Origin of the sequence: Parageobacillus sp. G301 (genome assembly GCF_030268025.1) — a bacterium.
GTDB classification, from domain to species: Bacteria; Bacillota; Bacilli; order Bacillales; family Anoxybacillaceae; genus Parageobacillus_B; species Parageobacillus_B toebii.
This window is the reverse complement of sequence record NZ_BSDB01000001.1, coordinates 1,488,014-1,501,283: the sequence shown is the minus strand read 5'-3', so window position 1 is coordinate 1,501,283 and position 13,270 is coordinate 1,488,014. Positions and strand designations below refer to the sequence as shown.

At 44.5% G+C, this 13,270-nt stretch carries 9 protein-coding genes, 1 pseudogene and 1 riboswitch; of the genes and pseudogenes, 3 read left to right on the top strand and 7 right to left on the bottom strand.

The genetic code is table 11. The annotated features are described in order from the left end of the window. Positions 1-4: 4 nt before the first annotated feature. Positions 5-640, bottom strand: a complete 636-nt coding sequence (gene hxlA, locus QSJ37_RS07645) for a 3-hexulose-6-phosphate synthase (RefSeq protein WP_062753831.1) — start codon at positions 638-640, stop codon at positions 5-7. A gap of 282 nt (positions 641-922) precedes the next feature. Between hxlA and QSJ37_RS07640 the strand changes: the two are divergent. Together QSJ37_RS07640 and lhgO are read left to right on the top strand one after the other, a co-directional pair. Beyond that, a pseudogene (locus QSJ37_RS07640) lies at positions 923-1,045 on the top strand (LacI family transcriptional regulator); the annotation flags it as partial. Between the two features lie 220 nt (positions 1,046-1,265). Beyond that, positions 1,266-2,465 carry an L-2-hydroxyglutarate oxidase gene (lhgO, locus tag QSJ37_RS07635; RefSeq protein ID WP_285754781.1) on the top strand — a complete coding sequence of 400 codons (1,200 nt, stop codon included), beginning with the start codon at positions 1,266-1,268 and terminating at the stop codon, positions 2,463-2,465. A gap of 46 nt (positions 2,466-2,511) precedes the next feature. Here lhgO and adhP read toward each other — a convergent pair whose 3' ends face one another. The 5 genes from adhP to QSJ37_RS07610 form a co-directional block, all read right to left on the bottom strand. Then, positions 2,512-3,525, bottom strand: a complete 1,014-nt coding sequence (gene adhP, locus QSJ37_RS07630) for an alcohol dehydrogenase AdhP (RefSeq protein WP_285754572.1) — start codon at positions 3,523-3,525, stop codon at positions 2,512-2,514. A 213-nt stretch (positions 3,526-3,738) separates the two neighbouring features. Next, the gene (locus QSJ37_RS07625; RefSeq protein WP_285754571.1) at positions 3,739-4,602 is read right to left on the bottom strand and encodes an SDR family oxidoreductase; all 864 of its coding nucleotides are present in this window, start codon (positions 4,600-4,602) and stop codon (positions 3,739-3,741) included. Positions 4,603-4,746: 144 nt separating this feature from the next. Next, positions 4,747-8,157 (bottom strand): methionine synthase, encoded by a 3,411-nt coding sequence (metH, locus tag QSJ37_RS07620; protein ID WP_285754570.1) that lies wholly within the window; start codon positions 8,155-8,157, stop codon positions 4,747-4,749. Next, on the bottom strand, positions 8,150-10,000 hold the full coding sequence (locus tag QSJ37_RS07615) for a bifunctional homocysteine S-methyltransferase/methylenetetrahydrofolate reductase (RefSeq protein WP_285754569.1): 1,851 nt from the start codon (positions 9,998-10,000) through the stop codon (positions 8,150-8,152). Before QSJ37_RS07615 ends, metH begins: the two co-directional genes overlap by 8 nt. 76 nt (positions 10,001-10,076) lie before the next feature. Beyond that, positions 10,077-10,180: riboswitch (SAM riboswitch) on the bottom strand. A gap of 155 nt (positions 10,181-10,335) precedes the next feature. Continuing rightward, positions 10,336-10,893, bottom strand: coding sequence for a helix-turn-helix domain-containing protein (locus QSJ37_RS07610; RefSeq protein ID WP_062677795.1), 558 nt, complete (start codon positions 10,891-10,893; stop codon positions 10,336-10,338). Positions 10,894-11,018: 125 nt separating this feature from the next. Between QSJ37_RS07610 and QSJ37_RS07605 the strand changes: the two genes are divergently transcribed. Then, entirely contained in the window at positions 11,019-12,524 is a 1,506-nt protein-coding gene (locus QSJ37_RS07605; RefSeq protein ID WP_285754568.1) for an L-lactate permease, read from the top strand. 89 nt (positions 12,525-12,613) lie between these two features. Here the strand turns inward: QSJ37_RS07605 and QSJ37_RS07600 are convergent, their stop codons facing one another. Beyond that, on the bottom strand, positions 12,614-13,105 hold the full coding sequence (locus QSJ37_RS07600; protein WP_062753820.1) for a YajQ family cyclic di-GMP-binding protein: 492 nt from the start codon (positions 13,103-13,105) through the stop codon (positions 12,614-12,616). Between the last annotated feature and the right edge of the window lie 165 nt (positions 13,106-13,270).

Here is a 13,270-nt window from a genome sequence, read left to right as displayed (position 1 = left end):
AATTTCATTCACCTTGTTGGATCATTTTTTTCATTTCAGCGGCTACAGCTCGTTTATCTTCTTGACCAGTAATGCCGCCACCTACAATGATAAGATCAGGTTTTGCTTTAATGACTTCAGGCAATGTGTTTAATTTGATGCCGCCTGCGATCGCAGTTTTTGCGTTTTTCACGACACGTTTGATTGTTGCAAGGTCTTCAAGAGAGTTTTTTCCGACTGCCTGAAGATCATAACCTGTGTGTACACAAATATAGTCGACTCCAAACTCATCTACTTCTTTCGCTCGTTCTTCCAAATTCTTCACTCCGATCATGTCCACCAAGATTTTTTTGCCTTGTTTTTTAGCTTCTTCCACGGCACCTTTGATGGACAAATCTTCTGCAACTCCAAGTATAGTGATAATGTCAGCACCAGCTTCGGATGCTTTCATGACTTCATATGCGGCTGCATCCATGATTTTTAAGTCTGCCAATACTTTTAAGTGAGGGAATTCTTGTTTGATTTCCTTTACGGCTCTAAGACCTTCATTAATAATAACTGGAGTGCCGATTTCTACAATATCAACATACTCCTCGACTTCTTTTACCAGCTTTTTCGCTTCTGGAATGTTTACGAGATCCAATGCTAATTGTAATTCCATGAATTCTTCACCCCTCATAAAAGTTTATTGTTGGTCGTATAAGTAGTAGTATTTTTTGTGTTTTTATCTCTTACACACTGATGAGTATACTATGTATGATTTATCTTTAAAAGTACGCACTTTATTTTTACATAGTGTTAAAAAATATACTATTGGTTATTATTTATACTATTTTACTTTTTCATGTAACTCTGAAAGAAGAGTCTCCCGTTTCGAAACAAAATGAAAGCGAGAGAGGAATGTCGGTGAGGCCGATTTTACTTGAGTTTTTGGTGTAACATAATCGGTTATGAAGCAACAAAAAGTTTAATCGAAAAAATCGTCAACCCCAACGAACCGGTAAAACGCATCATAATTCCGCATCGGATTGTGAAGCGGTTTTCGTGTGATTATTATCGAAAATGAAAAGTTAGTCTCCAATCGCTAAAAAGTGATTGGAGACTAATTTTTTATGTGGCGAATTTACGATATGGATGCATCATGAGTATGGATTTTTTTATTTTCTGAATATTTTATTCGATTTTTTGCTTATCTTATTATAAATTTTATTTTAGGATAGGAAACCATATTCATTCGCTAGACTCAATAAATGAAGTTGCAATATATGGAAGGGTGTGAGCTGTTGATGTACGATTATGTTATTATCGGCGGAGGAATTGTCGGACTTGCCGTTGGGATGGCTATATTAAATTGGAAACCAAATGCGACAATTGCTGTTTTGGAAAAGGAAAAGAGCGTTGCCGCCCATCAAACAGGGCATAACAGTGGTGTGATTCATTCCGGCATTTATTACCGGCCAGGAAGCTATAAAGCGAAATTAGCGAAAAAAGGCAATGAAGTAATGTATCGTTTTTGCCGCGAACATGGTATAGACGCAGAAATGTGCGGTAAGGTTATTGTCGCAAATAAGGAAGAAGAACTCGTTCTTTTAGAAAATTTATATAAACGAGGGATTGAAAACGGTCTTTCTATACGGATGATCGAAGAGCGCGAGTTGCATGAATTGGAGCCATATGTAAACGGAATAAAAGCGATACATGTTCCGGCAACAGGGATTGTAAACTTCAAAAAAGTAGCGGAGAAAATGGCGGAAATCATTCAAGAGAAGGGAGGGCAAATTCTCCTCGATCACAAGGTGGAATCGATTACGGAAAAAAACGATGAAGCGATCATCGATACAAATCAGCATACGATCAAAACGTCTTTTTACATTAATTGCGCCGGGCTTTATTCCGACCGCATAGCAAAACTCGCCAACATTCAAACGGATTTAAGGATTGTTCCGTTTAGAGGGGAGTATTATCAATTAAAGCCGGAGAAAAGATATTTGGTAAAAAACTTAATTTATCCAGTGCCAAATCCGAACTTCCCATTTTTAGGAGTCCATTTTACGAGAATGATAGATGGAACGGTCGATGTTGGCCCTAATGCCGTTTTAAGTTTTAAACGGGAAGGATACTTAAAAACGGATTTCAGTTTCATGGATACAAAAGACGTTCTGTTTTTTAAGGGTTTTTGGAAGCTTGCCTCCCGCTATGCGAAAGAGGGGGTGGAAGAAATGGTAAGATCTTTTTCCAAAAGACAGTTTGTAAAAAACGTGCAACAGTTAATGCCGGATATTGAAGAGGATGATTTGCTTCCAGGTCCTTCCGGAGTGCGAGCGCAAGCATTAAAAGAAGACGGTACGCTTGTAGATGATTTTTATATTGTCCACGGCCGCCGTTCGATTCACGTCTTAAATGCCCCATCACCTGCCGCTACTGCTTCGATTGAAATTGGAAAAGAGATTGTCCGGCGGTTGGAGGAATTTCGCTTGGCGATATAAAAAGTGCCGCTGCAAGAAAAAAGACGGCAAGAACACTCTTGCCGTCTTATTCTAGCGTTAAAACTACGCGTCCGTTAATTTGTCCTTTTAGCATTCTGTCAAACACTTCGTTAATTTTTTCAAGAGGTTGTGTTTCAATAATTGTTTTCACTTTTCCTTCCGCGGCGAATTGGAGCGCTTCTTGCAAGTCTTTCCGCGTGCCGACAATAGAACCGACAATTTTAATTCCATTTAATACGGTATCAAAAATTGGAATAGGCATTTCTTCTGGCGGCAATCCGACAAGAACGCACGTTCCTCCTCTGCGGATAGAATTGTACGCAGATTTAAAAGCAGGTTTAGATACAGCTGTTACAACTGCCGCGTGAACCCCGCCGACTTTATCTTTCATAAATTGCGCCGCATCTTCTTTAGCAGGGTTCACAACAAGATCCGCACCAAGCTCTTTTGCAAGTTCAAGTTTTTCATCACCGATATCAACAGCAATGACATTAAGTCCCATCGCTTTCGCATATTGAACGGCAACGTGGCCAAGGCCTCCGATACCGTAAATCGCTACCCATTCTCCTGGTTTTGCCCCTGTTACTTTTAAAGCTTTATAGGTAGTGACTCCGGCGCAGAAAATTGGAGCGGCTTCTTCAAACGATAAGTTGTCAGGAATTTTAACAACATAGTCCGCAGCAGCTCTACAATATTCTGCATAACCACCATCGACTGAGTAGCCTGCATTTTTTTGTTGCTCACATAATGTCTCTTGTCCGCTTAAACAATATTCACAGTGGCCGCAAGCGGAATATAACCAAGGAATACCTACGCGATCCCCCACTTTTAAATGGGTTACGCCCGGACCTACTTCTTCGATAATCCCAACTCCTTCATGACCAGGGATTAAAGGAAGTTTTGGTTTTACCGGCCAATCACCATGAGCGGCATGCAAGTCAGTATGACAAACACCGCATGCTTTGATGCGGACTAATACTTCTCCATATGAAATGGTTGGTTTTTCTACTTCTTTTATTTTTAATGGTTCCTTAAATTGTTCAACTACAGCGGCTTTCATAACTATTCCCTCCCATGTGCTCAAAAAGAAATCCTTTTGTAATATAAAGATATTCTGTACGTAAATATCATAAAATATTCTGCCTTTTTGTATAAAGCTGCAGTACAACAAGTTCAAAAAGCTGTCGAAAAGATTTGTCTAAAATAGTAATTTTTTAATTGAAAAATAGTTAAATTCTTCATCAAGCTATATAGAGTAGTTTTTTCATAAAAATTATCCATTCACCACTTTCCCGCCGTTGACGTGTATCATCTGTCCTGTAATATATGACGCATCGTCGCTTGCTAAAAAGACATAACTTGGGGCGACTTCGCTCGGCTGTCCTGGACGTTTCATCGGAGTGTTGGAGCCGAAAGCGGCGACTTGATCGCTTGTGAATGTGGATGGTATAAGCGGCGTCCAAATCGGACCTGGGGCGACGCCGTTGACGCGGATGCCTTGCTGGATGAGCGATTTCGCTAATGAGCGCGTAAAGGCAACGATCGCTCCTTTCGTCGCGGAATAATCAATTAGTTGCTCGTTGCCTTCGTAGGCGGTGATGGATGCGGTATTAATAATCGAACTTCCTTTTTGCAAGTAGGGGAGTGCCGCTTTCGTCAAATAAAAGTAGCCGAAGACGTTGGTACGGAACGTTTTTTCCAGCTGCTGCGACGTAATGTTAAGCAAGCTTTTTTGCGGATGCTGTTCCGCGGCGTTGTTGACGACGATATCTAGTTTGCCAAATTGGTCCACGGTTTGTTTGACCGCTTGTTTGCAAAACTGTTCATCACCGACATCGCCAGCAATCAGTAAGCATTTTCTTCCTTCCTGTTCGACTTGGCGCTTCGTTTCTTCCGCATCTTCCTGTTCGTTTAAATAAATAATCGCTACATCCGCACCTTCTTTTGCGAAATGGATGGCGACCGCCCGGCCGATGCCGCTGTCGCCGCCGCTAATAATGGCGACTTTATTATGTAATTTCCCGCTTGCTTTGTATTGTTCACTCACGGAAACAGGCTGCGGGGTCATTTCTGTTTGCAGACCTGGCTGGCGGTTTTGGTGCTGCGGCGGCAGCGTTGCTTGTTGTTTTGTAACCATTGTCCATGCCTCCTTGTGAATTTTTGTCATCGTTAGTATGGGACAATGGGAGGAAAATATTTAACATTTTTTGACGAATAGATGTTTTTGAAACGAATCGAATAAAAATGGCATAAAAAAAGCTGGCCACATCGGGCCAGCTTTTTATAAAACATTGAAATAGCGCGCTTCTGGATGGGCAAAGACAATCGCGGAAACAGAAGCTTCCGGCTCCATCATATATCCGTCCGTTAAATGGATGCCGATTTCTTCTGGGTTCAATAGACGGAAGAGCTTTTCTTGATCTTCCAAGTTCGGGCAAGCAGGGTAGCCGAACGAGTAGCGCTGCCCTTGGTATTTGGCGGCAAAGCGTTCTTCCATCGTAAAATCCGGATCATCCGGAAAGCCCCAGCGGTCTCGCATGACTTGGTGGATGAGCTCGGCTAATCCTTCGGCGATTTCGAGCGCCAGCGCTTGAATCGCATGGCTTTTTAAAAATTTGCCGCTTTCTTTCCATCGTTGCGCAAGTTCGCGAATGCCTTTTCCGGCGGTGACGGCGAAAAATCCCACATAGTCGATTTGCCCGCTTTCTGTAGATTTCAAGTAATCAGCTAAACAAAGGTATGGCGCTCTTGGTTGTCTTGGAAATTCAAATGTTTCGATAATGGTCCGTTTGTCTTTTGGCGAGTAAATATAGATCCGGTTTCCTTCGCTTTGCGCCGGGAAAAATTGATATACCGCCGCTGGCGTAATCCAGTTGTTGCGTTGGGCCTCGTCAAGCAGGTCATCGACGACTTGCTTTAACATAAGCGCTTTTTCATCTTTTTCCTCAAGCAGCCGTTTCACTTTTCCTTTTAACCCAAGGTGATGTCCTAATACCATTTGCCAGTTGACGTATGGAATAATATGTGAAAGCGAAATATCTTTCAATATATGGCGTTCTAAATCTGTTGGCACAAACACGGGAACGTCGGCCGAGACATTTGATTTTGTCGCAATAGCCGTTAGCGCCTTTTTTTCTGTTTCCGTTTCTTGCTTTTTTATTTTTGTATATTCGATTTCGTTGTGCTGCAATTGGTTTGCCAGCGCCAGTCCTTCCATGGCGTCTTTTGCGTATAATACGATTCCGTCATATTCTGGAGCGATTTTGTTTTCCGTGAATTTACGCGACAATGCCGCACCGCCGACTAAAATTGGAATTGAGATGCCAGCTTGCCGCAAATCTTGCGCGGTGACGACCATTTGCTGGGCAGATTTGACAAGAAGGCCGGATAAGCCGATAATATCTGGTCTTTCCGACTGAACGGCTTCGATCAGCTTTTGCGGAGCCACTTTAATGCCTAGGTCAATGACATGAAAGCCGTTGTTGCTTAAAATGATGTCGACCAAGTTTTTGCCAATGTCATGCACATCGCCTTTGACAGTGGCGAGAAGCACTTTCCCTTTTGTGCTGTTTTCCTTTTTCTTCATATATGGTTCTAAAAAGGCGACCGCTGCTTTCATGACTTCAGCACTTTGCAATACTTCGGCGACAATGAGTTGATTGTTATTAAACAGCCGTCCGACTTCATCCATCCCCGCCATCAGCGGTCCGTTAATGATGTCAAGCGGGTCAGGATAAACTTGCAGTGCCTGTTCTAAATCGGCGAACAATCCTTCCTTCGTGCCTTCGACGACATAGCCCGCGAGCCGCTCTTCAAGGCTAAGCTCTGTTTTCGCTTTTTTCTGCTCTTTTGTTTTGTCTCGATAAAATTGGATAAACGTGTTTAACGTTTCATCGTTCGTGTTAAACAGTAGTTCTTCGGCTAACCGCACTTCTTCTTCCGGAATCGAAGCGAATCGCTCCAATTTTTCTGTGTTGACGATCGCGTAATCGAGCCCGGCTTGCGTGCAATGGTACAAAAAGACGGAGTTTAAAATTTCCCGTCCGACCGGCGGAAGCCCGAATGAGACATTGCTGATGCCGAGTATTGTTAAACATTGCGGAAGCCGTTCTTTAATGAGACGGATGCCTTCGATCGTTTCCTTGGCCGCGCCAATATATTGTTCATCGCCGGTGCCGACCGGGAACACAAGCGGGTCAAAAATAATGTCACGCGGGGAAATCCCATATTTGTTGACAAGCAAGTCATACGAACGCAAGGCGATTTCCAGCTTCCGCTCAGCATGAATCGCCATTCCTTGTTCATCAATCGTTCCGACAACGACGGCAGCGCCGTATTTGTGAAGGAGAGGAACGACTTTTTCAAACCGTTCTTCTCCGTCTTCCAAATTAATCGAGTTAATGATTGCTTTCCCTTGCGAATAGGTGAGAGCACGTTCAATAACGCGTTCATCGGTTGAATCAATGACAAGCGGCACTTTTACTTTTTTTACGACTTGTTGGATAAACTTTTCCATATCTTCTTGTTCATTGCGGTCCGGGTCGGCCAAGCAAATATCAATGACATGCGCGCCGTTTTTTACTTGCGCGCGGGCAATTTCCGCCGCTTCTTCATATTTTCCTTCAGCGATAAGCCGTTTAAATTTGCGCGAACCGATTACGTTTGTCCGCTCACCGACAAACAGCGGACGCATTGTTTCATCGTAAATAAGCGGATCGATGCCGGAAACGGCATGAACGTCAAAAGATTTCGGAATCGGCCGCGGTGGAATGTCTTGGACCGCTTCGGCGATGGCGCGAATATGTTCCGGAGTTGTTCCGCAGCAACCGCCGACGATGTTAATCCATCCTTTTTCAGCGAATCGTTGGATTTTTTTCGCTAACATCTCCGGTGTCTCGTGATAGCAGCCTTCTTCATCCGGAAGCCCGGCGTTCGGATAGCAGCTTACAGCAGTGTTCGCCAAGGAAGCAAGCGTGCGCAAATGGTCGGTCATAAACTCGGGGCCGGTCGCGCAGTTTAATCCGACCGCGAACGGCTTCATATGCTGTACGGAGATGAAAAACGATTCAATCGTTTGTCCTGCTAATGTTGTTCCCATTGGTTCAATCGTTCCGGAAATCATAATCGGCACTTTTTTTCCGACCGCTTCAAACGCCTTGGAAATGCCGATAAAGCCGGCTTTGACGTTTAAGGTGTCTTGGCATGTTTCCAATAAAAGCAAGTCGACGCCGCCAAGCAATAGTCCTCGCGCTTGTTCTTCGTAAGCAGCAACTAATTGTTCGAACGTAATGCCTCCTGTAACGGATAGCGTTTTTGTCGTCGGTCCCATTGAACCGGCGACAAAGCGCGGCCATTCGGGAGTAGAGTAGGCGTCGGCTGCTTTGCGCGCAAGCTTGGCGGATTCGATATTTAACTCTAGCGCTAAATGGCCAAGATGATATTCATCTAATACAACGTTTGTCGCACCGAACGTGTTTGTTTCGATAATATCCGCTCCCGCCTGCAAATATGCTTCATGAATGCGCTCGATCACATGCGGAGCGGTGAGCGTCAAATATTCGTTGCATCCTTCGTATGCTTCTCCGCCGAAATCATCGGCTGAGAGCTTCGCGCTTTGAATCATCGTTCCCATTGCGCCGTCAATAATTAATATTTTTTTTTCGAGCTGTTGCTGCAATGTGATGTTATCCATGGAGTATCTTCCTTTCTTGCGCGGCTTGTTCTTTTTCATGAATGTAGCGAACGAGTTCGACGGTCATTTCATAGCGCAAAAACGGCGTAATTAAGTAGATGCCGTTAAATAAGTCAAAAGCGGCGTCAATGAGCGATTTGGCAATCGCGATTCCTTCGCGCGCCGATTGAACTGGGTCGTTCGCGCATGCCGCCATGCGGGAGCGGATTTCATCAGAAAGCGTAATTCCCGGCACTTCATGGTGAAGGAAATCGGCGTTGCGCGCGCTCACTAGCGGCATAATGCCAATGTAAATCGGCGTCTCAAGATGCTTCGTCGCTTCATACACCTCTTCGATTTGCCGCTCGGAATAAAGCGGCTGGGTGATAAAATAATGGGCGCCGCATTGAATTTTTTTCTCCAGACGCTCTACAGCCTTATCTAAATGGCGGACGTTCGGGTTAAAGGCCGCGGCAATCGAGAAGTTTGTTTTTTGCCCGAGCGGTTTTCCGGAATACGAAAGCCCTTCGTTAAATTGGCGAATGAGCCGGATTAAATCAAAGGACGATAAATCATAAACGGATGTCGCACCAGGAAAATCGCCGATTTTCGATGGGTCTCCGGTAATGGCGAGCACATCGGTGATGCCGAGCGTATGCAAGCCCATGAGGTGCGACTGCAAGCCGATTAAATTGCGGTCGCGGCAGGTAATATGAATAAGCGGACGGATGCCGAGCTGCTCTTTGACGATGGAGCCGAGCGCCATGTTGCTGATTCGTGGAGTTGCCAGCGAGTTATCAGCCAATGTCAACGCATCAATGTTCGCTTCTTTCAGCGCTTTGGCGCCTTCTAAAAATTTCGCGATCCCTAATTTTTTCGGCGGGTCAAGCTCGACGATCACCGAGCGCCGCTTACGTACGATATCTTGCAGCGGCGGTACGGCATTTGGTTCGTTTGTTTGGATAGAAATCGGAACATGACGTTGTTTAACGACTTTTTCTGTAATTGGTGTCCGATCGGTTAAGGCATTTGCTATCGCTTCGATATGTTTCGGCGTCGTGCCGCAGCACCCTCCAATCAGGCGCACGCCTTGCTCACGGAAGGCAAGCGCTGTTTCTTTAAAATAATCGGTGTTTGTTTCATAGATAAGCCGTCCGTCGCGATAATCCGGCAAGCTTGCGTTCGGATACGCGGAAAGAAACGCTTTTTTCGGCAGCGGCACTTCCTCGAGCGAACGAATCATATGATATGGACCGAGACGGCAATTTAGACCGATGACATCGGCTCCCAACTGCTCCAAGCGCGCCAACGCTTCAGAAAGGGGAGTGCCGTCTTGCAAGACGCCAACTTCGTGGAGGGAGACGTGCGCGATAATCGGCTTATCCGTTTCTTTGCGCGCGATTGCAAGAACCGTCTCTAATTCTTCTAAATCGTAATACGTCTCGAGCAACAAGCCGTCGATGTCCTCATTTAAAAGCACAAACAATTGCTCGCGAAACGTCCGCTTTACCTCTTCGATGGAAACGGCGCTTTTATTGATGCTCCGTAATCCGCCGATCGTTCCAAGCACATAGGCTTTATTTCCCGCCGCCTTTTTGGCGAGCCTTACTGCCGCGCGGTTAATGGATGGCACTTCATCTTCCAATCCGTAGCGGGCAAGTTTGACATAGTTGGCGCCATATGTATTCGTTTGGATTACTTCTGCGCCCGCGGCGATATATGCTTCATGAATGTGAATGATGTCTTCCGGTTTTGATAAATTTAGTTCTTCAAAACATCGGTCGACGCCGTGCGAGTATAATAGCGTTCCCATCGCGCCATCGGCGATGAGGATGCGTTCTTTTAAATCTTGCAAAAGCCCCACGCTCATTCCCCCGTTCTATGAAGATAGTAAAAGAAAAAAGCCTTCTATAAGAAGAAGACTTTTTATGTATCGTCTCTTCTTATCTTCCAGGCGCTTTCGCCTGTCTGGATTTAGCACCTTGACTTCCGCCAGGTTGCTGAGGGTTCACCGGGCCAGTCCCTCCCCCTCTCTTGATAAGAAATTCGTTATGAAGTTGTAGTCAAACGCTTCAACGATATAGTTAATATATAATGTAAAGCATTTTCTGAAAATATTCAATATAATGGAATCGTTTTCAAGAAAATATTCTATCCTCAATAGAAAAAAGCATAATGCTTAAAAAGTAGTGTTGTTCACTATAGTGAACGTATATGATTGGAATCAATGACTAGGTAGTAGTGGCATTCATTCTCCCCGATATTGATGAAACGATGTTCCATATCAGCTTCGTAGTACATCGAATCTCCTTCTTCGAGGTCATATGACTGGGTTCCGAGCACGACTCTTAACTTACCTTTAGCTACAGATATATACTCTTTTACTCCTTTTTTATGCTTTGGAAAAATACCGGACTCTTGTTTTGGCGGAATCCGATTGAAAACAAACTCAATTCCTTTTGATGGAAAAGAAGGGGATAAAAGATGCCGCTCAAAGCCGCTCCGTTCGTCTTTATATACATATCGTTCATCTTTTCTAATGATAATGACTTCGCTTTGCTCATCTTCCCCTAATAATTGTGAAAGAGTCATATCTAACCCTTCAGCGATCTGGCAAGCTACTTGAATCGTTGGATTTTTTTCTCCTCTCTCGATTTGCGATAACATCGAACGGCTAACCCCGCAGCGCTCCGATAATGCCTGGAGTGAAAGAGATTTACGCTTTCTCGCTTCTCGCACGTTTTTTCCAAAATTCATGACTGTCTTTCACCTCTCATTATATATTACACTATAGTGGAAATTTTGTCTTGACTTACAGTTTTTCTGTAGAGAATAATATATATATCCACTATAGTGGATAAAAGGGGAGGGGGGAATGTTCCATGCATGATGTGATTCATTTCTTATTAGCAGGGTTACCGATTTTATTCGCTCTTATTTGCTTGGTTTGGCTGAAAATGCCGGCGATGTACACCGCTGTCTGTTCGTATGGATTGGCTTTCGTATTGGCTTTTTTTTCTTTTGATGCATCGGTGCAGGATTTGCTTCATTCCTCTATTCGCGGCATATTGTTGTCCGGTACGGTTATTTATGTATTAGTGTTTGGGCTGCTTTTATACAACTTGCTGAATGAAAGCGGGGCAATGGATAGGATGTCTTACGGTTTATCACGCTTTTGCCGCTCAAAAGCAGAACAGGGGCTGCTTATTTCTGCCGCTTTAGGTCCTTTTCTAGAAGCGGTCAGCGGCTTTGGCATCGCTGTGGTGATCGCTGCCCCATTATATCTTTCGCTAGGATTTTCAGCGAAGAAGACAATGATGTTATCATTATTGACGCAGTCGGCCGTGCCGTGGGGAGCGCTTGCCATCGGTACGGTCATTAATGCAGAGTTGTCCGGAGTTCCTTTACATCAATTGGGGGAGTATAGCGCGATGGCAAGTGCGCCGCTATTTCTTTTTTATGCGGTTGTTATTGTGGCCATTAGCGGCGGCAAAAAGGCGATAAGACAATATTTTGATTCCATTATTGTCGTTTCGTTCGTGTTGTCATTTGTGACATGGGCTTCCAGCGTGTATATATCTACCGAACTGGCGGGCGTATTGGCGGGAGGAGCTGCCGCTTTTTTGCTCATTGTCTATTGGAAACTAAAGGCGTTGATCAGCCAAAAGAGGAGAAAGGCCGCTGCGGTGCATGTAGTTATTGGGAGGGGAAACTTTTGGAAGGCAATGGTACCATATGCCGTTTTAACAATATATATATTCGTTTCTCATTTCTCTGCTGCATGTAAGAGAATCGTTACAAGCATCCTCGTTATTCAATGGCCGGAATATCATTTTCGGTTGGAGCTGTTGTATAGCCCAGGTTTTGCCCTGTTCCTTGCTTCGCTGACAGCGATATGGCTATATCGGCTGACCAGCGTTCAACTAAAAACCTGTGCAGGAAAAACCATCAAACAAGTATATCCCGCCGTAATAGCAACAACGGGTTTTATCGCGATGTCGAGCGTGATGGAAGGATCGGGAATGACGAATTTCCTGGCCGCACATATTGCTGCACTAGTAGGCTCGTGGTTTATCATCGCTTCTCCGCTCATCGGTGCGATCAGCGGATTTATGAGCGGCAGCAACAGCGCGGCTAACGCCATGTTTTCCCATTTTCAAAGCACGATGGCTGAGCAATTACATAGTCCCGCACTATTATATGCCACCGCACAAAACGTCTCCGCATCGAACATGACCATGGCATCTCCATCGAGAATCGCTTTAGCGGCCTCTATCACTAACCAGTCTGGACAGGAAGGACAGTTTGTGCGAGACATTCTTCCAATTGCTTTTGCTGCTTTACTGGTCATTACGTCTAGTATTGTTGGGCTGGGGTTTTTTCTTTGAATAATTGTGTCTAAAATGCATAATGGAAATAGATGGAAAGGGTATGAAAAAAGATGCTACGGGCGCTTAGTGCCCGTAGCATCACGTTTTTATCGATAATTGACAAATTGCACATCAATCGGCAAGTCCGCTTCGCGAATCGCGGCGATGACCTTTTGCAAGTCATCTTTGCTTTTGCCGCTGACGCGGATTTGATCGTCCTGTACTTGGCTTTTCACTTTCAGGCCAGTGTTTTTAATGATCGTATTGATTTTTTTCGCGTTTTCTTTATCGATGCCTTGCACAAGTTTGGCGCGCTGGCGCACTGTGCCCCCAGAAGCTGGCTCAATTTTGCCGTATTGGATGTTTTTCGTCGGCACGCCGCGTTTAATGAGCTTGCCGATGAGCACGTCTTTTAGCTGCTCTAATTTAAATTCATCGTCGGAAATAAGGATGAGTTCGTCTTTGTCTAGCGAAATGTCGCTTTTGCTGCCTTTAAAGTCATAGCGGTTTTTAATTTCTTTCATCGCGATGTTGATCGCATTGGTGACTTCCGATAAGTCGACTTTCGATACAATATCAAAGGAACTTTCTTTCGACATACACAACCTCCAGCATTTTTTATTTTATTATAGTAAAATGTGGCAAGGGACACAACAAGAAAAGGAGGGGAAGCCGAACGCCGATGCAAGTGTCCTTGTGATGCAGGGAAAAGCTGCGTTTTATGCAGAATTGTCCATTGGAGTGGGGAATAATAAGCGTGAAAA

What these genes read in the sequence shown, in the direction of transcription:
- hxlA (WP_062753831.1), bottom strand. Translation starts at nt 640, where the DNA reads ATGGAATTACAATTAGCATTGGATCTCGTAAACATTCCAGAAGCGAAA.
- lhgO (WP_285754781.1), top strand. Translation starts at nt 1,266, where the DNA reads ATGTACGATTATGTTATTATCGGCGGAGGAATTGTCGGACTTGCCGTT.
- adhP (WP_285754572.1), bottom strand. Translation starts at nt 3,525, where the DNA reads ATGAAAGCCGCTGTAGTTGAACAATTTAAGGAACCATTAAAAATAAAA.
- QSJ37_RS07625 (WP_285754571.1), bottom strand. Translation starts at nt 4,602, where the DNA reads ATGGTTACAAAACAACAAGCAACGCTGCCGCCGCAGCACCAAAACCGC.
- metH (WP_285754570.1), bottom strand. Translation starts at nt 8,157, where the DNA reads ATGGATAACATCACATTGCAGCAACAGCTCGAAAAAAAAATATTAATT.
- QSJ37_RS07610 (WP_062677795.1), bottom strand. Translation starts at nt 10,893, where the DNA reads ATGAATTTTGGAAAAAACGTGCGAGAAGCGAGAAAGCGTAAATCTCTT.
- QSJ37_RS07605 (WP_285754568.1), top strand. Translation starts at nt 11,019, where the DNA reads ATGCATGATGTGATTCATTTCTTATTAGCAGGGTTACCGATTTTATTC.
- QSJ37_RS07600 (WP_062753820.1), bottom strand. Translation starts at nt 13,105, where the DNA reads ATGTCGAAAGAAAGTTCCTTTGATATTGTATCGAAAGTCGACTTATCG.